The sequence below is a fragment of the Pseudomonas sp. ADAK2 TE3594 genome (genome assembly GCF_053628675.1).
This window is the reverse complement of the sequence record NZ_JBRJGV010000001.1, coordinates 571,266-592,115: the sequence shown is the minus strand read 5'-3', so window position 1 is coordinate 592,115 and position 20,850 is coordinate 571,266. Positions and strand designations below refer to the sequence as shown.

At 59.1% G+C, this 20,850-nt stretch carries 18 protein-coding genes; 3 read left to right on the top strand and 15 right to left on the bottom strand.

Translation table 11 applies throughout. The features are described 5' to 3' along the window. Positions 1 to 72: 72 nt before the first annotated feature. The 4 genes from AB7M22_RS02590 to AB7M22_RS02575 form a co-directional block, all read right to left on the bottom strand. Positions 73 to 2,025, bottom strand: a complete 1,953-nt coding sequence (locus AB7M22_RS02590) for a multinuclear nonheme iron-dependent oxidase (RefSeq protein WP_454185139.1) — start codon at positions 2,023 to 2,025, stop codon at positions 73 to 75. Between the two features lie 15 nt (positions 2,026 to 2,040). Next, positions 2,041 to 3,195 carry an aKG-HExxH-type peptide beta-hydroxylase gene (locus AB7M22_RS02585; RefSeq protein WP_454185138.1) on the bottom strand — a complete coding sequence of 385 codons (1,155 nt, stop codon included), beginning with the start codon at positions 3,193 to 3,195 and terminating at the stop codon, positions 2,041 to 2,043. A 15-nt stretch (positions 3,196 to 3,210) separates the two neighbouring features. Continuing rightward, positions 3,211 to 3,687 (bottom strand): GNAT family N-acetyltransferase, encoded by a 477-nt coding sequence (locus AB7M22_RS02580; RefSeq protein ID WP_454185137.1) that lies wholly within the window; start codon positions 3,685 to 3,687, stop codon positions 3,211 to 3,213. A 112-nt stretch (positions 3,688 to 3,799) separates the two neighbouring features. Next, a complete protein-coding gene (locus tag AB7M22_RS02575) occupies positions 3,800 to 4,060 on the bottom strand; it encodes an Os1348 family RiPP precursor (protein ID WP_007903813.1) in 261 nt (86 codons plus the stop codon). A 605-nt stretch (positions 4,061 to 4,665) separates the two neighbouring features. On the opposite strand from AB7M22_RS02575, the gene AB7M22_RS02570 reads away from it, so the two are divergent. Next, positions 4,666 to 5,925 carry an OprD family porin gene (locus AB7M22_RS02570; protein WP_454185136.1) on the top strand — a complete coding sequence of 420 codons (1,260 nt, stop codon included), beginning with the start codon at positions 4,666 to 4,668 and terminating at the stop codon, positions 5,923 to 5,925. A 1,065-nt stretch (positions 5,926 to 6,990) separates the two neighbouring features. Here AB7M22_RS02570 and pcaC read toward each other — a convergent pair. From pcaC to pcaR, 11 genes are all read right to left on the bottom strand, one after another. Beyond that, on the bottom strand, positions 6,991 to 7,383 hold the full coding sequence (gene pcaC, locus AB7M22_RS02565; RefSeq protein WP_008005892.1) for a 4-carboxymuconolactone decarboxylase: 393 nt from the start codon (positions 7,381 to 7,383) through the stop codon (positions 6,991 to 6,993). A 10-nt stretch (positions 7,384 to 7,393) separates the two neighbouring features. Continuing rightward, positions 7,394 to 8,200 (bottom strand): 3-oxoadipate enol-lactonase, encoded by an 807-nt coding sequence (gene pcaD / locus AB7M22_RS02560; RefSeq protein ID WP_454185135.1) that lies wholly within the window; start codon positions 8,198 to 8,200, stop codon positions 7,394 to 7,396. 11 nt (positions 8,201 to 8,211) lie between these two features. Then, positions 8,212 to 9,576 (bottom strand): 3-carboxy-cis,cis-muconate cycloisomerase, encoded by a 1,365-nt coding sequence (locus tag AB7M22_RS02555; RefSeq protein WP_454185134.1) that lies wholly within the window; start codon positions 9,574 to 9,576, stop codon positions 8,212 to 8,214. A 45-nt stretch (positions 9,577 to 9,621) separates the two neighbouring features. After that, the gene (locus tag AB7M22_RS02550; protein WP_454185133.1) at positions 9,622 to 10,917 is read right to left on the bottom strand and encodes an MFS family transporter; all 1,296 of its coding nucleotides are present in this window, start codon (positions 10,915 to 10,917) and stop codon (positions 9,622 to 9,624) included. A gap of 193 nt (positions 10,918 to 11,110) precedes the next feature. Continuing rightward, positions 11,111 to 11,677 carry a protocatechuate 3,4-dioxygenase subunit alpha gene (gene pcaG, locus AB7M22_RS02545; protein WP_030132723.1) on the bottom strand — a complete coding sequence of 189 codons (567 nt, stop codon included), beginning with the start codon at positions 11,675 to 11,677 and terminating at the stop codon, positions 11,111 to 11,113. 1 nt (position 11,678) lies between these two features. Next, on the bottom strand, positions 11,679 to 12,383 hold the full coding sequence (gene pcaH, locus AB7M22_RS02540) for a protocatechuate 3,4-dioxygenase subunit beta (RefSeq protein ID WP_008005881.1): 705 nt from the start codon (positions 12,381 to 12,383) through the stop codon (positions 11,679 to 11,681). Between the two features lie 51 nt (positions 12,384 to 12,434). Beyond that, positions 12,435 to 13,640: a 3-oxoadipyl-CoA thiolase gene (gene pcaF / locus AB7M22_RS02535; RefSeq protein ID WP_454188751.1), complete on the bottom strand. Its 1,206-nt coding sequence runs from the start codon at positions 13,638 to 13,640 to the stop codon at positions 12,435 to 12,437. Continuing rightward, positions 13,637 to 14,416 (bottom strand): CoA-transferase subunit beta, encoded by a 780-nt coding sequence (locus AB7M22_RS02530; protein ID WP_454185132.1) that lies wholly within the window; start codon positions 14,414 to 14,416, stop codon positions 13,637 to 13,639. Before AB7M22_RS02530 ends, pcaF begins: the two co-directional genes overlap by 4 nt. Then, positions 14,416 to 15,273 (bottom strand): CoA transferase subunit A, encoded by an 858-nt coding sequence (locus tag AB7M22_RS02525; RefSeq protein WP_007903838.1) that lies wholly within the window; start codon positions 15,271 to 15,273, stop codon positions 14,416 to 14,418. The genes AB7M22_RS02530 and AB7M22_RS02525 overlap by 1 nt, the downstream gene beginning before the upstream one ends. A gap of 272 nt (positions 15,274 to 15,545) precedes the next feature. Continuing rightward, positions 15,546 to 16,892, bottom strand: coding sequence for an aromatic acid/H+ symport family MFS transporter (locus AB7M22_RS02520; protein ID WP_454185131.1), 1,347 nt, complete (start codon positions 16,890 to 16,892; stop codon positions 15,546 to 15,548). Between the two features lie 288 nt (positions 16,893 to 17,180). Beyond that, positions 17,181 to 18,023, bottom strand: coding sequence for a pca regulon transcriptional regulator PcaR (gene pcaR, locus AB7M22_RS02515; protein WP_007903845.1), 843 nt, complete (start codon positions 18,021 to 18,023; stop codon positions 17,181 to 17,183). 668 nt (positions 18,024 to 18,691) lie between these two features. Here pcaR and AB7M22_RS02510 point away from each other — a divergent pair. Both AB7M22_RS02510 and AB7M22_RS02505 read left to right on the top strand, forming a co-directional pair. Beyond that, positions 18,692 to 18,892 carry a hypothetical protein gene (locus AB7M22_RS02510; protein ID WP_007903846.1) on the top strand — a complete coding sequence of 67 codons (201 nt, stop codon included), beginning with the start codon at positions 18,692 to 18,694 and terminating at the stop codon, positions 18,890 to 18,892. 378 nt (positions 18,893 to 19,270) lie between these two features. Further along, entirely contained in the window at positions 19,271 to 20,746 is a 1,476-nt protein-coding gene (locus AB7M22_RS02505) for an inorganic phosphate transporter (RefSeq protein ID WP_454185130.1), read from the top strand. Positions 20,747 to 20,850: the final 104 nt, after the last annotated feature.

Sequence of the window (20,850 nt, the reverse complement as noted above, 5' to 3'; positions counted from 1 at the left end):
GAAGAATGCACCGCGTTTTTTCAGGTGTTACGCGTCATCGCTCTTCGCGAGCAAGCCACGCTCCCACAGATTTCACCCGCCAACACCATTGACCAGAAACACCGGTTCCTCCAGATAATCGAGTCCCAAGCGGTTTTCGAACATTTCGTCGCGTAACGCCGCCGTGGTGAAACAGCCCAGCTCCAGGGCGGTGGCCAGCAGTGAAAAGGTCTGGCTCAGATGCCCGGCATCCATCAGCGCCACCCGCAGTGCGCGGCTGAATTCGTACTTCCAGGCCATCCGCTCGACTCGCGCCGTGGAAACAAACACCGCCGCCGCGTCCCTGATCCACGGTTGCCCGCCACAGGCCTCGCTGATCCAGGCTCGCGGATCTTCCAGGGATAACAACTCAAGCCCGTGACGGCGTACCGAATAGTGGTAAAGGCCCCGCTCGAAACCTTGCACATTCATCAACACCGCATACACCTCAGTACTCTGCAGCGAACCGCCGGCCGGCGAAGTTTTCTTCAGAAAATAGTCTCCCATGTGGTTCGGCTCCATGACGGTCGCGCCCCAGGTGTAGTAGAGCAACAGAGACAGCTGCGCCGAACTCAACGGCTGGTCACTGAGGGTTCGTGACGTGCGGCGATTGCTCAGCGAGTCCAGCAACGTCGGCTGAGCGATCGCGCAGGAAGTCAGTAGCGGGTTTTCCAGGGCAATAAACGGATGGGACCAATAGTCCTTGAATGCCGAGGGCTGGCGTCGCGCCGAGGCCTTTTGCTCAAGCTCCGTTTCCAGCTCGGTAACGCTGATGTAGGGCGTATGCGAGCCAGTCCGGGTGCTCAGGTAAAACTCCAGCGCCGCGTCCCAGCGGGTCCAAAGATTGAGGGACGGGGCAGTCTGCGATTGATTCGCGACAGGCAGCAAAATACCGTGGCTGACCAGCGTCCTCAGGAACGCCAGGTTGTCGTCCTGTGCGGGACTCTGCAAAACACCCGGCAACAACAAGGCACTCTCCAGCGTCTGCGGGCTCAGGAAGTGGCGCAGTAACGGCAAGAACGCCACACCAAACTCCAGACTCAGGTCCTGTTGCCGATCCCGGATAAAAAACGACGCCGGGCCGACGCTGAGCCAAGTGCTTTCCCTCAGTTTCAACAGGGTCTGCGCGCCCTCCGCCGGCGTCTCTTGCGCGCCTTGTTGGTCGCGCCCTTGCCAGAACAAAGCCTTGGGTCTCAAGGCCTTGATGGCTTTGATCAAGATCAGCAGTTCCGCGTCATCGGTTTTGCGGGAAATATCCCACTCCAGAGTGATCGCTTTCACCGGGGATGACGCAAACAACTGACGCAAGATGTCCCAATCACGCCGCGGATGGCCGGTGTGTATTTCTATAAGCCGGTCCAGCGGCAACGAGCGCAAATAGTCGTCCAGGTCGTAACCCTGGGTTCTGGCAGTCGCGATCGCGCTGTCGAGATCCAGCAGAAAGCCCGAGCCGCTGCGCTCCACCACACGGGAGATGAACTCACCTTCGGGCTGCTCTTGTGCGTCGCGCAATGAAAACAACCGCGGCGCGTTTTCAAGCACCAGCAGCGTTGCCGTGAGCTCCTGCAATTCAATGGCATTGGCTACTACCGTGTCAGCCACGTCCTGGGCCAGGGTCGGCAAAATGAAGTGCTGAGTGTCGCCACCGTGGAACCGCGACCAGGAAATATGCTCGGCCAGCCACGGCGAGCGGGTTTTATCGCACAGGCGCCGCGTCATGTGCAGGAACTCGCGATCCATCGCGATCCCCACGCTGCCCAGGGACAAGCTGGACGAATGCAGCAAGCTCGGTGTTTGAGCACCGATGTCGAGCAAGCGTGGCTCCAGGATGCAGTGCGTCGGCTGAAACTCGACGTAATCGAAATGCGGCAAGCCCTCAGCGAGAATCCGTTCGACGGTCGGATCAAGCCCGTCCTCTAACCCGCCATCCTGAGAACCGCGTCGCGGCAAGTGGTACTCCAGCCCTACCCCTGCCTCGGGAAATTGCGAAGCATCGAACATCGCCATGATCGCCTCCCGGGCTTAAGCAGTCGCACCCAGCGCGCGTTCAGGCACAGTCGCCGTTTTCGCCAACAACCCGGCATGATGGATCTCCAGCGCCCTGACTTCCTGGGCCAGGTTTTCCAGAAGCTGGCGTCCCTGAGGGGTGAAATCGCTACTGGCTTCCAAATCCGGCAGGGCCCGGACCAAGCCCTGCAGAATGAACGCCAGCCGCTTTTGCGCCCGCTGCAGTTCATGGGACGAACGCGAGCGGACCCGCTCCAGGTATTTGACCAATGCGACGTATACGTAAAACGCATGAAAATAGCCATACACATCACGTTTCTGCCCCGACCACGGCAAGGTGAACGTCGCCTCCTGCGAGGCTTCTTCGTTGACGACCGGGCACACCTCGACAATGTTGTAGAGCAATTGATGAGTGGCCTCATGCACCAAGGACTCTTCAAGGTCGAGTATCGAATCGTCCCGGCTCGATAGCAGGATGACCCCGGTATAACGGGACGCCGAACAACTTCGGAATGAAGCATCCGGCAGATAACAGATGGACTTGACCAGTTTTTTAAACTGCTCATGGCAGGCGGGCCAGGTGTGTTCTATCCGCAACAAGGCAATATTCACGACATCACCAAAGAAATGCACGGAGTAGCCACTGCGCTCCAACTTTTTGCGGGTCACTTCATCTTCCGGAAACTCGTAACTGGGCGGGGTCGCCAGCATGATCAGCGGGTCGGCATCGAATCGATACACTGGCGGGCAATCATAGGCCGAGCGAGATTTGTCCTTTGCTTTCACCCGCGCCAGCACATCGGGAAACTCGACCAGAAACTTTTCCAACTCGGCCGTCTCTTCAGCTTTTTTGGTCAATACCAGGTTGGCATATTTAAACACCAACGCACTCCACACTTGAAACACCGGGTCATTGATAATTGAATGCTGCTCCGGGGGCGGGAGCAATATAAGGTTCACCGCCTGCTCAAAAAATTCCGCCAGATGCGGTGCATCGGGAAACAGTTTAAAAAGTTCGGCATACAGCACCGTAAAGGTTGTATAGCGATTTCGACTGACACGCTGCTGCAACACTTCAAATCGTGAAGGCTCCGTATCCGGGAGAAATGTCGTGCCCTGGAATAAATCCTCGACGGATAGCTCACGTTGCCCACGGTTCCCTATATCCATTTTTTCAACCTTCCCTTAGGCAGGCGGCAACGACTTTGCCATCGTCAGACTGGCGATGTCATAACCGAGTTGTTCATAAAGACGACGAGCCGCATCGTTGCGACCAAAGACATGCAACCGCACTTCCTCGCACCCGGCCTGGCGCGCCCATGACTCGACGGCCAGCATTGATTGCCTGGCATATCCCTGACGGCGCTCACCGGGCTCAATGTATATATCCAGAATAAAAGCGATCGGCCGGTTACCGGCGTGTCGTTGGGTGATCCATAATTCACCGACGCGCCGATCCTTGTCCTTGATCACCCAGAGTTGATTGTTTTCAGACAGTCGCCCTTGCGGCAACAACTGCTCGAAGACGTTCCTGGACTTTTGTGATGCCTCTTCCTGGTCCCATTCACCCGAGGCGACCATGCCTTGGCCATATTCGGTAACGGCTCTTTCGGCGAAAGTCACGTAGTCCGCATTGTCCATTGGAGCCAAGGTGACAGGCATGGGCCATTCACTCCCTGTTCGACCACTTTGCGTCCTGGTATTGAATCGAGCCATTTGGCGTACCGCGCAAATCGACCGGCTTTGCGTGGCACGCCAAACGGCATCAGGACTTTTAATCCATTCGTGCTTGTATCTGTTGCTGCTGGTCAAATATCGCAGCAGTTCCAAGTTTGTCGCGAATACCCGCGCCGGCAGTCCCCAGCTTTACAGTATCAATATTTTTGACGGCAGTAAGTTCAGTAGCACTTAAGTGCACACCAATTCCTTTTGCAGCAGCCTCGGCATCTGCATGCAGTTTTGCGGCAAAGTCTTTATCGATAAGGGCGCGACCTACGACCGTAGCGAGACGCTCCTGATTAACTCTTGAGGGCATGGTGTTTCTCCTTGTTATTTCGGCATGACAAAAATGTACTCCTGACGATGCATAAAATTTCCCTTGCCCGCCCTGAGAGATTTGAATATAGCAAGGCCTCTTTTCTTTGCCAGCCACACCACCCCTCTCTTTAAATCTTTTCACGATAAGCAACAATACCAATTTTTAAGTTTAACTGGCGATTATCGATATACCTATTAATCACAGCAAACACTGTAAGAAACCTCTTACAACTAAAGCAATAAGCACTTCCACCTAACATCAACAAAACGCCATTAATAGAACACAAAACAAGACAACCATTATTGACCCGGATAACCATGGGATTTGATTAAGAATGCCTGGTGCCTCCATGACCCGACAGGCATCGATAAGTGTTCGTTAATCGCCCAAAACCCCGTTCAGCCAATTGAATCGCCCCGCCCATCCCTCGCACCATTGCCCGCACCTGCATAAACCAATAACAACAGGTCCGACACCATGACTACGCGCCCCACCCGCTCTGGCTGAGCCCCGCTCGTTTATCCGATTCCGATTTTTTGTCTGCGACCTCTGGTTGCGGCTGCGTACTGCTTCATCCCTGATAATTAGAGAGACCCGAGCCCATGACCTCCTCCACCGCGCAGTATTTCTTTCCCGGCCTGATCGCCATCGCACTGACCGGCGCGGCCCTGCCCGCCATGGCCGAGGAAGCCGGTTTTGTCGAAGGCGCCAAAGTCAACCTGAACCTGCGCAACTTCTACATCAACCGTAACTTCACCAACCCGACCAAAACCCAGGGCAAGGCTGAAGAGTGGACGCAAAGTTTCATCCTCGACGCCAAGTCCGGGTTCACCCAAGGCACCGTCGGGTTCGGCATGGACGTGCTGGGTTTGTATTCGGTCAAGCTCGACGGCGGCAAAGGCACCGGCGGTACGCAGTTGTTGCCGCTGGATCACGATGGTCGCCCGGCGGATAACTTCGGTCGGACCAATGTGGCGTTCAAGGCCAAGCTGTCCCAGACCGAAGTGAAGGTCGGCGAATGGATGCCGGTGCTGCCGATCCTGCGTTCGGACGATGGTCGCTCGCTGCCGCAAACCTTTCGTGGCGGCCAGATCACCTCGAAGGAAATCGACGGCCTGACACTCTACGGCGGCCAGTTCCGCGCCAACAGCCCGCGCGATGACAGCAGCATGAATGACATGTCGATGACCGGCAAAGCCGCGTTCACCTCAGACCGCTTCAACTTCCAGGGCGGTGAATATGCCTTCAACGGCAAACGCACTCAGATCGGCCTGTGGAACGCTGAACTCAAGGACATCTACAGCCAGCAATACGTCAACCTGATCCACACCCAACCGCTGGGCGACTGGACATTCGGCGCCAATTTGGGGTTCTTCTACGGCAAGGATGACGGCAGTGCCCGGGCCGGCGAGCTGGACAACAAGACTTGGTCGGGCCTGTTCTCGGCCAAATACGGCGGCAACACCTTCTACGTCGGCCTGCAAAAACTCACCGGTGACAGTGCCTGGATGCGGGTCAACGGCACCAGCGGCGGCACCTTGGCCAACGACAGCTACAACGCCAGCTATGACAACGCGAAGGAAAAATCCTGGCAATTGCGCCACGACTACAACTTCGCCGCCCTTGGCGTGCCGGGCCTGACGTTGATGAACCGCTACATCAGCGGCGACAACGTACACACCGCCACCACCAGCGATGGCAAGGAATGGGGCCGCGAAAGCGAACTGGGTTACACCGTGCAGAGCGGCACGCTCAAGGATCTCAATGTCAGATGGCGCAACTCGACCATCCGCCGCGACTTCAGCAACAACGAGTTCGACGAGAACCGCTTGATCGTCAGCTATCCGATCAGTTTGTTGTAAAACCCACTACCGCCATCGCGAGCAGGCTCGCTCCCACAGGAATCCTCGGCGAACACAAAACTTGCGGTCACGCCGCACACCTGTGGGAGAGGGCTTGCCCGCGATAGCAATTTTTCAGTCACATCCATATGAATGTACTGCCGCCATCGCGGGCAAGCCCGGCTCCCACAGAGAGCTTCGGCGAACACAAAGCTTGCGGTCACGCCGCACACCTGTGGGAGAGGGCTTGCCCGCGATAGCAAACTTTCAGTCACATCCATATTGAATGTACTGCCGCCATCGCGGGCAAGCCCGGCTCCCACAGGAATCCTCGGTGAACACAAAACTTGCGGTCACGCCGCACACCTGTGGGAGCGAGCCTGCTCGCGAAGGCAAACTTTCAGTCACATCCATATTGAATGTACTGCCGCCATCGCGGGCAAGCCCGGCTCCCACAGGAATCCTCGGTGAACACAAAATTAGCGTCACACCACACACCTGTGGGAGCGGGCTTGCCCGCGATGGCAATCGTTCAGACACATCCATATTGAATGTACTGCCGCCATCGCGGGCAAGCCCGGCTCCCACAGAGAGCTTCGGTGAACACAAAACTTGCGGTCACGCCGCACACCTGTGGGAGAGGGCTTGCCCGCGATAGCAATTTTTCAGTCACATCCATATTGAATGTACTGCCGCCATCGCGGGCAAGCCCGGCTCCCACAGAGAGCTTCGGCGAACACAAAGCTTGCGGTCACGCCGCACACCTGTGGGAGAGGGCTTGCCCGCGATAGCAATCTTTCAGTCACATCCATATTGAATGTACTGCCGCCATCGCGGGCAAGCCCGGCTCCCACAGGAATCCTCGGTGAACACAAAATTAGCGTCACACCACACACCTGTGGGAGCGAGCCTGCTCGCGATGGCAATCTTTCAGACACATCCATATTGAATGTACTGCCGCCATCGCGGGCAAGCCCGGCTCCCACAGGAATCCTCGGTGAACACAAAATTAGCGTCACACCACACACCTGTGGGAGCGAGGCTTGCCCGCGAAGGCGTCCGCTCAGGCAATACAACTTTCGCGAATCACTCCCTCGATTCAACCCCCAACTCATCCCACACCGACTCGGCCAGGTGGAAGGTCGCATTGGCCGCCGGGATGCCACAGTAGATCGCACTCTGCATGATCACTTCCTTGATCTCGCCACGGGTCACGCCGTTGTTGGCGGCGGCGCGCAGGTGCAGTTTGAGTTCTTCGTTGCGGTTCATACCGATCAGCATGGCGATGGTGATCAGGCTGCGGGTGTGGCGCGGCAGGCCCGGGCGGGTCCAGATGTCGCCCCAGGCGTGGCGGGTGATCATCTCCTGGAACTCCGAGTTGAACTCGGTCAGCGCGTTCAGGCTGCGGTCGACATGGGCGTCGCCAAGTACTGCGCGACGGACGTTCAGGCCCTCGTCGTAACGTTGTTTCTCGTCCACAACAATCCCCTCAATGAGCTGACAAAAACGCCAGTACTCGGTCGCTGAACGCAGCGCCGGCCTGGACGTTGGACAGGTGCGCGGCGTAGAACTCCGCATACTCGGCGCCACGCACGTGCGCCTGAATGAAATGCCCGCCGGACGGCGGCGTCACCGCATCTTCGCTGCCGGAAATCACCAGCAACGGCACCTGAATCGACGACAGCTGATCACGGAAATCGGCATCGCGCACCGCCGCGCAATTGGCCGCGTAACCTTCAGGCGACGTGGCCGCGAGCATGTCGGTAATCTGCTTCGCCGCCGCCGGATTGGCCTCGGCAAAATCCGTGGTGAACCAGCGCGCAATCGACGCATCGCGCAGGGCAACCATAGCCGCCGTGCCGTCACGCAGTACAGTTTCGATCCGTGGATTCCACACCGACGGATCGCCGATTTTCGCCGCGGTGTTGCACACAATCAGTTTGTTCAGTCGCTGACTGGCATTGATCCCCAGCCACTGGCCGATCAACCCGCCCATGGACAAACCACAGAAATGCGCGCGTTCGATGTGCAAGGCATCCAGCAGCGCCAGCACGTCGCGGCCCAGTTGCTCGATGCTGTATGGCCCCGGCGTCACCAACGATTGGCCGTGACCACGGGTATCGAAACGCAGCACGCGAAAATGCTCGGTGAACGCCGGGATCTGCGCGTCCCACATGTGCAGGTCGGTGCCCAGTGAGTTGGACAGCACCAGCACCGGCGCATCCGTCGGTCCATTGAGTTGCGGCCCTTGAATTTGGTAGTGCAGTTCGCCCTCGGCGAGTTGTACAAATGCCACAGCAGTCTCCTTCAGGCAATCAACGCAAAATGTTCAGCCACTGCTCGCTCGACCCAGGTATGGGCCTGACCGAGGTAATGGGCGGGGTCCAGCAGACGATCGAGTTCAGCGTCCGACAGCTCGGCAGTCACCTGCGGCTCGTCACCGAGTACCGCGCGCAGATGACGTTGCTCGGCCACTGCGCGCTTGCAGCATTGCTCCAGCAGATGGTGCGCGGTGTCGCGACCGACCCGTTGCGCCAGCACGATGCTCACGGCTTCGGCCAGCACCAGACCCTGGGTCAGGTCGAGGTTGCGCGTCATTCGGTCGGCATCCACTTCCAGTCCGTCGGCCACCAACAGCGCTTGCTGCAAGCTGCCTGACACCAAACAGCAGATCTCCGGCAGGGTTTCCCATTCGGCATGCCACAGGCCCAGGCTGCGTTCATGTTCCTGCGGCATCGCGCTGAACAAGGTCGAGAGCAACCCCGGCACCCGCGTCGCCGCGCCAATCAGCACCGCTGCGCCCACCGGATTGCGCTTGTGCGGCATGGTCGAAGAACCGCCCTTGCCCGGCGCCGACGGTTCAAACACTTCGCCAGCTTCGGTCTGCATCAACAGGCTGATGTCGCGGCCGAGTTTGCCGAGGCTACCGGCGATCAATCCAAGCACCGCGCCGAACTCCACCAGACGATCACGCTGGGTGTGCCAGGGTTGATCCGGCAAGGTCAGTTGCAGTTCCGCGGCCAAGGCTTCGGCAATCGGCATCGCCTGCTCGCCGAGGGCCGCGAGGGTGCCGGAGGCGCCGCCGAATTGCAGCACCAACAGACGCGGTTTGAGTTCCAGCAGACGCTGACGGCTGCGCGTCACCGCCCCCAGCCAACCGGCGATCTTCATGCCGAGGGTTACGGGCGTCGCGTGTTGCAACCAGGTGCGCCCGGCCATTGGCGTGGCGACGTAACGCCAGGCCTGGGTCGCGAGGGTTTCCCCCAGCTGCATCAGATCGGCTTCGATCAATTCCAGCGCGCGGCGCAGTTGCAGCACCAGGCCAGTGTCCATTACATCCTGGCTGGTCGCGCCCAGATGCACGTAACGCTCGGCTTCGGCATCGTTCTTGGCGATCTGCTTGCCCAACGCCTTGACCAGTGGAATCGCCGAATTCCCCGCCGTGGCAATGGCCTCACCAAGCGCGGCGAAGTCGTAATGCTCCGCCCGACATGCCGCTTCGATAGACGCGACAGGCGTCTGCGGAATCAGCCCAACCCGTGCCTCGGCCCGGGCCAGGGCCGCTTCGAAATCAAGCATGGCCTGAACCCGGCCCTGATCGCAGAACACCTCACGCATGTCGCGTGCCGTGAAATAGGCATCGAACAATTGATTGCCCGGTCGCTGATTCATAAACAGTCCTTGCAGGCGAGGGCCGGTCAGGCCCCCGCGTAAAGATCAAAGGTCGTTTTGCAAATACTTCGCCTGTTTCGGCAGACGCAGGCTGAACAGGAACGCGACCGCCATCATCACCGTCACGTACCAGTAGAACGAGTTTTCCATGCCGCCGGCTTTAAGGCTCAGCGCCACATACTCCGCCGAACCGCCGAAGATTGCATTGGCCACCGCATACGCCAGGCCGACGCCCAAGGCGCGTACCTCTGGCGGGAACATTTCGGCTTTCACCAGACCGCTGATCGAGGTGTAGAAACTCACGATCGCCAGCGCCAGGGTAATCAGGACAAAGGCCAGGAACGGGCTGCTGACACTTTTCAGGCTCAACAGGATCGGTACGGTGCACAACGTCCCGAGGGCGCCGAACCACAGCATCGAATTACGCCGGCCGATCTTGTCGGCGAGCATGCCGAAGAACGGTTGCATGCACATATAAAGGAACAGCGCGCCGGTCATGATGTAGCTCGCGGTCTTGGCGTGCATGCCGGCGGTATTCACCAGGTACTTCTGCATATACGTGGTAAAGGTGTAGAAAATCAGCGAACCGCCGGCGGTGTAACCCAGCACGGTGATGAACGCAGCCTTGTGATCGCGGAACAGCGCACGGATGCTACCGGCGTCCTTGTTTTCGCGCATTTCCTTGCTGGTGGTTTCCTTGAGCGCACGACGCAGGAACAACGAAATCAATGCCGCAGCCGCACCGACCACGAACGGAATTCGCCAGCCATAGGCACGCAATTCATCCTCGCTGAGAAACTGCTGCAGGATCACTACCAGCGACACCGCCAGCAACTGCCCGCCAATCAACGTCACATACTGGAATGAGGCAAAGAAACCGCGCTGGCCCTTGAGGGCGACTTCACTCATGTAGGTCGCGGTGGTGCCGTACTCACCGCCCACCGACAAGCCCTGCAGCAAGCGCGCGAACAACAGCATGATCGGCGCCCAGACCCCGATGCTGTTGTAGGTCGGCAGGCAGGCGATGAGCAACGAACCGAAGCACATCATCAGAATCGAGATCAACATCGAATTCTTGCGCCCGTGTTTGTCCGCCACCCGACCGAAGATCCAGCCACCGATAGGCCGCATCAGAAACCCGGCAGCGAATACGCCCGCCGTGTTTACCAGCTGCACCGTGGGGTTGTCGGACGGGAAAAACGCCGGGGCGAAATAGATTGCGCAGAAGGCGTAGACGTAAAAGTCGAACCATTCAACCAGGTTGCCGGACGAGGCGCCGACAATCGCAAAGATCCTTTTGTTGCGTTCTTCACTGGTGTAGAGAGCTGTGAGGGTTGTCATCGTTCTTCACTCTTTTGGGGACCGTGAGAGTCTAGACACACTTTGCAACAATCCCGTTCCGCAAATGCATTAGCGACACGAATCCCTGTGGGAGCGGGCTTGCCCGCGATAGCGTTGGGTCAGTCACCATTGATGCTGGATGTGACTCAGTCATCGCGAGCAAGCCCGCTCCCACAGGTCTTGCGGCGCTCAATCAATAATCAAAAAACACCGTCTCCGCATCCGTCCCCTGCAAAATCACATTCCACTGATAAACACCCGCAGCGTCCTGCTTCGCCAGCAAGGTACTACGGCGTTCAGCAGGCACGCATTCCAGCAGCGGATCCGCCACATTCGCCGGTTCGCCATCGAAGTAAATCCGCGTCAGCAAGTGCTTCACCAACCCGCGAGCAAACACCAGCACCACCAAATGCGGCGCCTGGGTCGTGCCCTTCAGGCCTTCCACTGTGCCCGGTTTGATCGTGGTAAACCGGAAGCGCCCTTCTGCATCCACCGGCACCCGGCCAAACCCTTCGAAGTTCGGGTCCAGGGGTTTGTCCTGATCGTCTTCGGGGTGGTCGTACTTGCCGGCAGCGTTGGCCTGCCAGACTTCGAGCATCGCGTCGTTGACGAAGTCGCCGTTGCCATCGACGACTTGCCCGGTGATCGCCACGCGCTCGCCGAGGGTCTGTGCAACGGTCAGGTCTTCACGGTTCAGCCAGGTCAGGCCGATGTGGTAATACGGCCCGACGGTGTGGGACGTGGTCGCGTTCAGCGTCATCTTATTTCTCCATCGGCGTGGCATCGCGGCCGCGCAAGACGATGTCCCAGCGATAACCGAGGGCGTAGGAAGGGATGGTTTTTTCCAGGTCGAAACTGGCGATCAGGCGCTCTTTGGCGCTGGTATCCGGCACGCAGTTGTAGATCGGGTCGTAGGCCAGCAACGGGTCGCCCGGGAAATACATCTGGGTCACCAGACGCGTCAGGATGCTCGGCCCGAACAGTGAGAAATGGATGTGCGCCGGGCGCCAGGCGTTGTGATGGTTACCCCACGGATAGGCACCAGGCTTGATGGTCTGGAACTGATACCAGCCATCGGCGTCGGTCACGGTGCGGCCGGTGCCGGTGAAGTTCGGGTCCAGCGGCGCGTCGTGCAGGTCGCGCGCATGGTTGTAGCGACCGGCGGCGTTAGCCTGCCAGATCTCCACCAGAATCCCCGGCACTGGCAGACCGTTTTCATCCAGCACACGGCCATGAATGATGATCCGTTCACCCAGCGGTTCGCCCTCGTGCTGCGCGGTCAGGTCGTTGTCCTGCTCCTCGATGCGCTCGGCGCCGATGGTCGGCCCGGTGATTTCCGACAGCGAATGAGGCAAAAACACCAACGGCTTGGACGGCGAGCGAAGGTTGGTGGATTGATAAGGAGGGTGCAGGTATTCCGGCTGAGTGCCCGCCTGCGGGCGACGGTAACCAGGCTTGTCAGTCATTACGCTTTCCTCTGTTCTTATTAGTCGACGCTTTATTCGCAGCCAAGCGTGTCAGACCCGTTCGATCGCCAAGGCCAGCCCCTGGCCGACACCGACGCACATGGTCGCCAGACCTTTCTTGCCACCGGTTTTTTCCAGCTGATGCAGCGCGGTCAATACCAAGCGTGCACCGCTCATGCCCAGCGGATGGCCCAAGGCAATGGCGCCACCGTTCGGGTTGACCTGAGCCGCGTCATCCGCCAAGCCCAGTTCACGCAGCACGGCCAAGCCCTGGCTGGCGAAGGCTTCGTTGAGTTCGATCACGTCGAAATCGCTGACTGCCAGGCCCAGGCGCTCGGTCAATTTACGCACCGCCGGCACCGGGCCGATGCCCATCACCCGCGGTGCAACGCCGGCGCTGGACATGCCCAACACTTTCGCGCGGGCAGTCAGACCGTGTTTTTTCACTGCTTCGGCCGAAGCCAGGATCAGCGCCGCCGCACCGTCGTTCACGCCAGAAGCGTTGCCGGCGGTAACGGTTTTGTCCGGACCGTTGACCGGTTTGAGTTTGGCCAGGGTTTCCAGTGTCGTATCAGCACGAGGATGCTCGTCCTGCGTGACAACGCTTTCACCCTTCTTGTGGGCAATGCGCACTTCGACGATTTCTTCGGCGAAAAATCCTGCTGCCTGCGCGGCGGCCGTGCGCTGCTGACTGCGCAGGGCGAACGCATCCTGATCGGCGCGGGAAACCTGGTAATCGTCGGCCACGTTATCAGCGGTCTGCGGCATCGCATCCACACCGTACTGGGCTTTCATCAACGGGTTGATGAAACGCCAGCCGATGGTGGTGTCTTCCAGCTTCATGTTGCGCGAGAACGCCGCATCAGCCTTGCCCATCACGAACGGTGCGCGAGACATCGACTCGACGCCGCCGGCAATCGCCAGCTCCATCTCGCCGCTGGCGATGGCCCGGAACGCGGTGCCGATCGCATCCATGCCCGAAGCGCACAAACGATTGAGGGTAACGCCGGGAATGGTTTCCGGCAGCCCCGCCAGCAGCAACGCCATGCGTGCCACGTTACGGTTGTCTTCGCCGGCCTGGTTGGCGCAACCGAGGAATACTTCGTCCACCGCGCTCCAGTCCACCGACGGGTTGCGCGCCATCAGCGCCTTGATCGGCACGGCGGCCAGGTCATCGGCGCGAACCGTCGACAGGCCGCCGCCGAAACGGCCGATGGGGGTGCGAATGGCGTCACAGATATAAACGTCACGCATCAGGCTTCTCCGGGTGCTTGGCCGTGGGCCGCAGCGGTGCGGGCTTCCAGATCGCGCAGTGCGGTCAGCTCGACATCGGTTGGCTCGGCGGTGTTTTCCACCTGATCGGCAAAACGAATCGCCCAACCGGTGGCGGCAATCACTTGCTCGCGAGTCACGCCTGGGTGCAGCGCAGTCACCACGAATTCATGGGTGTTCGCTTCGGGCTCCATGATGCACAGGTCGGTAATGATGCCGACAGGACCGGCGCCCGGCAGGCCGAGACGCTTGCGTGAATCACCGCCCTCGCCATGGCCGACCGAGGTGATGAAGTCGAGTTTATCGACAAAGGAGCGCGCCGATTGCTTGAGGATGATCAGTACGCTCTTGGCGGAACCGGCGATCTCCGGCGCGCCACCGGCACCCGGCAGGCGAACTTTCGGCTGATGGTAGTCGCCCACCACCGTGGTGTTGATGTTGCCGAAGCGGTCGACTTGCGCGGCGCCGAGAAAACCGACGTCAATGCGCCCGCCCTGCAACCAATAGCGAAAAATCTCACCGGTCGGGACGACGGTGTCGGCGGTTTCCGCCAGCTCACCGTCACCGATCGACAGCGGCAATACGCTCGGCTTGGCACCGATCGGACCCGATTCGTAGATCAGGACTACGTCTGGCGAGGAAGTCAGACGTGCCAGGTTGGCGGCTTTCGACGGCAGGCCGATGCCGACGAAGCATACCGAACCGTTTTTCAGACGGCGGGCGGCGGCGACGGTCATCATTTCATTGGTGGTGTAAGTCATTACTTGGCCTCCGAAGCAGCGGCCAGCTTGGCCTGGAACTCACTGAAGTCAGCGCAACCGTGGATGTACTCGTTGATCCACGCGGTGAAGGTTTCACGGTCGCGGGCAATCGGGTCCCAGGCTTGATAGAAGCGGTTGTCACGCTCGGTGTAACCGTGGGCGTAGGACGGATGCGCACCACCCGGTACATGGCAGACCGCGCTCAAGGCCCAGGTCGGCAGCACGCAAGCGTTCATCGGAGCATTGAGGTCGTCGACGATTTCTTCGACGGTGACAATGCAGCGCTTGGCGGCCAGCGCCGCTTCTTTCTGCACGCCGAGAATGCCCCAGAGCAGCACGTTGCCTTTGCGGTCGGCTTTCTGCGCGTGAATCACGGTGATGTCCGGGCGCACCGATGGCACCGCCGCCAGCACTTCGCCGGTGAACGGGCACGTGACGGTCTTGATCAGCGGGTTGACCTTTGGCAGGTCGGAACCGGCGTAGGCACGCAGCACCGCGAACGGTAAGCCCGAAGCGCCCGCGACGTAGGCATTGGCCAGGTCGGCGTGGCTGTGTTCTTCGATTTCCAGGGCATGTGGCCACTGCCTTTCGACCGCGTCACGCAGACGGTGCAGCGAACCCACGCCTGGGTTACCGCCCCAGGAGAAAATCAGCTTGCGAGCACAACCGGCACCGATCAACTGGTCGTAGATCAAGTCGGGCGTCATCCGCACCAGGGTCAGATCTTTCTTGCCCTGACGGATGATCTCGTGACCCGCCGCCGTAGGAATCAGGTGAGTAAAGCCTTCGAGCGCGACGGTATCGCCGTCGTTGACGAACTGCTTTACCGCGTCATGCAGCGAAAGGATTTCAGCCATGGGGCAGGCTCCCGTTTTGTTATGAACCGACAGTGGTAGAAAAAGGCGCGAGGTTCAGCGCCGGAATGACTGAAGATTAAGCCCCTGGAAAAACCCAAACAATCCGATAATCGACTGAGCGTTCGTTTATCGAACAGATTGTTGTCTGGCTATCTATCCTGAAAAGCTTCGCGGGCAAGCCTCGCTCCTACGGGTTGATGCGCAATCCTTGTAGGAGCGAGGCTTGCCCGCGAAGAGGCCATCAGACTCGCTGAAGAATCTGAAACCTGTCCTCAGGTCGCATCCGCATGGCTGACCATGCCCTTGATCACCACCGCCGTGGTCGCCAACGCAGCCGGAATCACCAGCGCCGTCAGCACCTGTTCGAAATTCCAGCCCAGGCCCAGCAAGGTTGCGCCCATCCACGCACCGAGGATCGCGCCGAAGCGGCCAATCCCGAGCATCCACGACACACCGGTCGCCCGCCCTTGAGTCGGGTAAAACCGCGCCGCCAGCGACGGCATCGCCGATTGCGCGCCGTTGACGCACATCCCGGCCACCAGCACCAGGGTCGCCAGCAATGTGATGTTGCCCAGGCTCTGCCCTACCGCGTAGGCAAACACCCCAGCGAACAAGTAGAAAATGCCGATGACCTTGTGCGGATTGAACCGGTCCATCGCCCAGCCCACGCCCACCGCGCTCAATACCCCACCGAACTGGAACAGCGCACCAATGAATGCCGCCTGCTCCATGCTCGCTCCGCTATCACGCATCAGCGTCGGCAGCCAGCTGGTCAGCAGGTAAACGATCACCAGGCCCATGAAGTACGTCAGCCACAGCAACAACGTGCCGGTGCTGTAAGTGCCGGAGAAGATCACCGCAAACACATTGCGCGCCTTCACGGTTTTCTGTTCCGGCACGCTGAAGCTCGAAGCCTGGGCCACCACCGTCGGGTCGATCGGCGCCAAGGCCTTGCACACTTTGTCCGTGCCGCGATTGCGCACCACCAGATAGCGCGCCGATTCCGGCAACCAGAACAGCAAGACGACGGCGAGGATCAGCGGCAGAACCCCGCCGATCAGCAACAGACTGTGCCAGCCGAAGGCCGGTATCAGTTTGGCCGAGATGAACCCGCCACCGGCCATGCCGAGGTTGAAGCCGCAGAACATGCTGGTCACCAGCAGGGACTTCTTGCGCTCCGGGGTGTATTCGGACAGCAGCGTGGTAGCGTTCGGCATACCGGCGCCCAGGCCCAGGCCGGTGAGGAAACGCAGTACCAGCAGTTGATCAACGTTAGTGCTGTAGGCCGAGGCCAGGCTGAAAGCGCCGAACAACAACACCGCGCCCACCAGTACGACTTTTCGCCCGAAGCGGTCAGCCAATGGGCCGGAACCCAAGGCGCCGAAGACCATGCCGATCAACGCCGCGCTCATCACCGGGCCGAGACTGGCGCGATCAATGCCCCAGTCCTGGGACAGTGCCGGCGCAATAAACCCCATGGCTGCGGTGTCGAGGCCATCGAGGAAGACAATCAGGAAACATAGAATCACCACCCGCCATTGGTAGCGCGAAATGGGTTGAGCGTTGATGAAGGACTGCACGTCGAGGCAGTTTCCTACAGCAGACTGAGGCTGGTTCATTATTTTTATTCCACGCAAAGAACGCAGTCGAACAGGTGCCAGCCGGGGCTGACGCTGTCACAAGAAAAGGAGGTCGGGATCAGGCGATCCGGTTTCGGCAGCTAAACCGGTGGGAACGGCGACAGTCGGGAAACGTGCGCATGACAATGCCTCTTCTCATTATTATTGGGGCGTGATCCGGCGCCTGACGGAAGGCCAACAGTGCCGGATGACGCTGCCGCGACATTAATGATCCAAGGGAAAGAGCGTCAATTCGATAAACGCGACTCTGTGCGTTTATCGAACAGCTTAGGCAAAGAGTTGCGCGCTCAGATCACGACTGGCGCTTAGCAGACCGGGCAGGAAACGCTGTTCCAGCTCGCTGCGGCTGACCCGGCCGGCATGGGTGCTGACGTTTAACGCCGCCACCACTTGCCCGGAAGCGTCGTACACCGGGACGGCAATCGAGCGCAGGCCTTGCTCCAGTTCCTGATCGACGATGCACCAGCCTTGTTGCCGTACCTCTTGCAGGCATTCGAGCAATGCCTCGGGCGTATGCAAGGTGCGACTGGTCTTGGCTTGCAGCTCTGCATGGTCGAGATATTCGCGTAGTGACGTGTCGTCCAGCGCGGCGAGAAGAATCCTGCCCATGGAGGTGCAATAGGCCGGCAGTCGCCCACCCACCGAGAGGTCGACGGAAATCAGCCGCTGGGTGGTCGCCGAGCGCGCAATGTACAAAATGTCATCGCCTTCCAGCGTGGCCATGTTGCAGGCCTCATGCAGTTGCTCGCTCATGCGGTCCAGATACGGCTGGGCAGAAACCGCCAATGGCGTCGACGACAAATAGGCATGGCCCAGGGTCAGTACTTTGGGCAACAGCGAATAGGTGCGCCCGTCGGTGGTGGCGTAGCCGAGCTTGATCAGCGTATGCAGGCAACGTCGCACAGCGGCGCGGGGAATTTCCGTGCGATGGCTGATCTGCGCAATGGTCAGGTGCCGCTTGCGTTCCTGGAACGCCTGCACCACCGCCAGACCACGGGCCAGGGAGGTCATGAAATCCGGGTCACCGGTCAGGGCCTGGATTCGCTTGGCGGGCGAGGCAACGATCGGCGGAGCCACTGAGGCGAAGGAATTGCGCATTTGATCGTTCATATCAGGTTGTTTCCCACACGAATCAACGACTATTACAAGCGGCTCCCGGTCTGGCACACAAGCCACCGGCCACTAAGATTGGGCGATTATCGAACCATGGGCCGATAATCGCAATCAATGGTTGCTTAGGGTGAGCCATACCGCTTTTACTCCCCATGCAATACAATTGTTATTTTCGGTCACGATTTAAAGAAGCATGGGTGTACTTATTCGTTCGGCTAAATGGCGCCAGAAAGTCATCGCTTTAACTGGCATCACGGCACCGTAGTTACCGGTAAAAGTTTGCGAGTAACAAAACAATCACACACGAGGAACTACTTTTAACTCTCAAGAGATAGTGTTCTTCGGATCGACCGCTATAATACATCTCAGTGGCGACCGGTTTTTTACGTGCCGATTTCGCCAACCGGCAGCGCAATATCCATTGCCGCTGTCCGCAGCAAGCGCCTGACGCTCATTTCATATGCTTCGCCAACGCGCTCGCTGAAACAGGAGACTGATGCTACGTCAGCTGTTTTTCTCTGGTGCCGTGGCCGCCTGCAACAAGGACGAATTGATTGCTCCGAGGGAACGATGCCGTGTCAGGCATTGTCCCTTCAACGAGCGCGGTCAATAAATCGATGCAGCGCGTTTCACCAGAATTAATCTCAACTCAATCAGGTAGCACTGTGACGAAAGACGAACTGCGCGCGGAACTTGAGCGCCAGGAACAACGTTACAAGGAAGTTTACGGCGGGGAAGTCACCACCTACGCCGCTCAGCCCGAACCCGAACGCAAACCCTGGCGTAAACGCGCCACCGTTCAGGACCAGGCCTTCTCCCAGGAATTGCAGAAGATGGAAAAGGAACTCAAAGCCGAAGAGCCATGACCGCCTCGGCTTGAATCCTTTCAAGAGCCTGCGTCTGCACCCGTTAAAAGCGGGTTGTATGGATGATGCTTTTCGCGCCCGCTACAAGCGGGCAGCGGTCCCCCTCATCCATTGAATGAGGCAAATGGCTCCTGTCCGGCCCTCTTCTCAGATATTTCACACAAGCGTTCAAGCCTCTCGCCTTGTCGGGAGAAACCCTTGTGGCTGCGGCCTTTCCAAGTAAATTCAATGACTTGTAAACCCCTGAAAAACCCGGGTGCCTGAGGGATTGCCACAAATTAATTCGTTGAAGAATGTTACCGATGAGCAGCTAGTGCATCGATTAGCAGTCTTTTCTGGCATAATCGCGCCCCCTTACGACCGGGTCAGAAAACCTTCATGATCGATTTATTCAGCGGACTGGATGCTTGGGTGCTTGTGAGCCTCTTGCTCGCCCTGGCCTTTGTCCTCGCCTTCGAGTTCATCAACGGCTTTCATGACACCGCAAACGCGGTGGCCACTGTTATCTACACCAAAGCCATGCCGCCTCATCTGGCGGTGTTCTTTTCCGGTGTGTTCAACTTCCTTGGCGTGCTGCTGGGCGGTGTGGGCGTGGCGTATGCCATCGTCCATTTGCTGCCGGTAGAACTGCTGATCAATGTGAACACCGGTCACGGACTGGCCATGGTGTTCTCGTTGCTCGCCGCCGCCATCACCTGGAACCTGGGCACCTGGTACTTCGGTATCCCTGCCTCCAGCTCTCATACGCTGATCGGTTCGATCCTCGGTGTCGGCCTCGCCAACGCCCTGATCAACGACATTCCGTTGGCCGATGGCGTGAACTGGCAGAAGGCGATCGATATCGGTGCGTCCCTGGTGTTCTCGCCGATGGCTGGTTTCCTGATCGCAGCCCTGGTGCTGATCGGCCTTAAATGGTGGCGTCCGCTGTCCAAGATGCACAAGACACCGGAACAGCGCCGCAAGATCGACGACAAGAAACACCCGCCGTTCTGGAACCGTCTGGTGCTGGTGATTTCGGCGATGGCAGTCAGCTTCGTGCACGGCTCGAACGATGGCCAAAAAGGTATCGGCCTGATCATGTTGGTACTGATCGGTATCGTGCCGGCGCAGTTCGTTCTCGACCTGAACAGCACCACCTACCAGATCGAACGTACTCGCGATGCGACCCTGCACCTGAGCCAGTTCTACAAGCGCAATGCCGATACGCTGGGTGAATACCTGGCCCTGGGCAAAAGCGTACAAGGTGATCTGCCGGAGAAATTCCGTTGCAACCCGCAACAGACTGAACCGACCATCGCCGCCCTGCTCGACACCCTCAAGGGTGTAGCCGACTACCACTCGCTGCCGTCGGAAAGCCGCATCGAAGTGCGTCGTTACCTGCTCTGCCTGGACGACACGGCGAAAAAAGTCAGCAAGTTGCCTGGCCTCGCTGCCCGTGAAAAAGCTGACCTGGACAAGCTGCGCAAGGACTTGACCACCACCACCGAATACGCCCCGTTCTGGGTGATTCTGGCGGTCGCCCTGGCCCTCGGCCTGGGTACCATGGTCGGTTGGAAACGCGTGGTACTGACCATTGGCGAGAAAATCGGCAAGCAAGGCATGACTTACGCCCAAGGCATGTCGGCGCAGATCACCACCGCGTGCATGATCGGCATGGCCAACATCTTCAGCCTGCCGGTTTCCACCACACACGTCCTGTCTTCAGGCGTGGCCGGTACGATGGTCGCGAACAAAAGCGGCCTGCAAGGCGGCACCGTCAGAACCATCCTGCTGGCCTGGGTCCTGACCCTGCCAGCCACCGTGGCCCTGTCGGCCGGCCTGTTCTGGCTGGCGTCGAAGGCACTGGGTAGCTGATACTCCGCTACTGAAAAAGGCGCGTTCCGTGAGGTTCGCGCCTTTTTTTATTGCCAATGTCCGAGTTCGGCGCAGCCCCCTGTGGGATGGGGCTTGCTCGCGAA

What these genes read in the sequence shown, in the direction of transcription:
- AB7M22_RS02525 (WP_007903838.1), bottom strand. Translation starts at nt 15,273, where the DNA reads ATGGCTGAAATCCTTTCGCTGCATGACGCGGTAAAGCAGTTCGTCAAC.
- AB7M22_RS02585 (WP_454185138.1), bottom strand. Translation starts at nt 3,195, where the DNA reads ATGGATATAGGGAACCGTGGGCAACGTGAGCTATCCGTCGAGGATTTA.
- pcaG (WP_030132723.1), bottom strand. Translation starts at nt 11,677, where the DNA reads ATGACGCTGAACGCGACCACGTCCCACACCGTCGGGCCGTATTACCAC.
- AB7M22_RS02575 (WP_007903813.1), bottom strand. Translation starts at nt 4,060, where the DNA reads ATGCCCTCAAGAGTTAATCAGGAGCGTCTCGCTACGGTCGTAGGTCGC.
- AB7M22_RS02590 (WP_454185139.1), bottom strand. Translation starts at nt 2,025, where the DNA reads ATGGCGATGTTCGATGCTTCGCAATTTCCCGAGGCAGGGGTAGGGCTG.
- AB7M22_RS02570 (WP_454185136.1), top strand. Translation starts at nt 4,666, where the DNA reads ATGACCTCCTCCACCGCGCAGTATTTCTTTCCCGGCCTGATCGCCATC.
- AB7M22_RS02550 (WP_454185133.1), bottom strand. Translation starts at nt 10,917, where the DNA reads ATGACAACCCTCACAGCTCTCTACACCAGTGAAGAACGCAACAAAAGG.
- AB7M22_RS02520 (WP_454185131.1), bottom strand. Translation starts at nt 16,892, where the DNA reads ATGAACCAGCCTCAGTCTGCTGTAGGAAACTGCCTCGACGTGCAGTCC.
- pcaR (WP_007903845.1), bottom strand. Translation starts at nt 18,023, where the DNA reads ATGAACGATCAAATGCGCAATTCCTTCGCCTCAGTGGCTCCGCCGATC.
- AB7M22_RS02530 (WP_454185132.1), bottom strand. Translation starts at nt 14,416, where the DNA reads ATGACTTACACCACCAATGAAATGATGACCGTCGCCGCCGCCCGCCGT.
- AB7M22_RS02555 (WP_454185134.1), bottom strand. Translation starts at nt 9,576, where the DNA reads ATGAATCAGCGACCGGGCAATCAATTGTTCGATGCCTATTTCACGGCA.
- pcaH (WP_008005881.1), bottom strand. Translation starts at nt 12,383, where the DNA reads ATGACTGACAAGCCTGGTTACCGTCGCCCGCAGGCGGGCACTCAGCCG.
- AB7M22_RS02505 (WP_454185130.1), top strand. Translation starts at nt 19,271, where the DNA reads ATGATCGATTTATTCAGCGGACTGGATGCTTGGGTGCTTGTGAGCCTC.
- AB7M22_RS02580 (WP_454185137.1), bottom strand. Translation starts at nt 3,687, where the DNA reads ATGCCTGTCACCTTGGCTCCAATGGACAATGCGGACTACGTGACTTTC.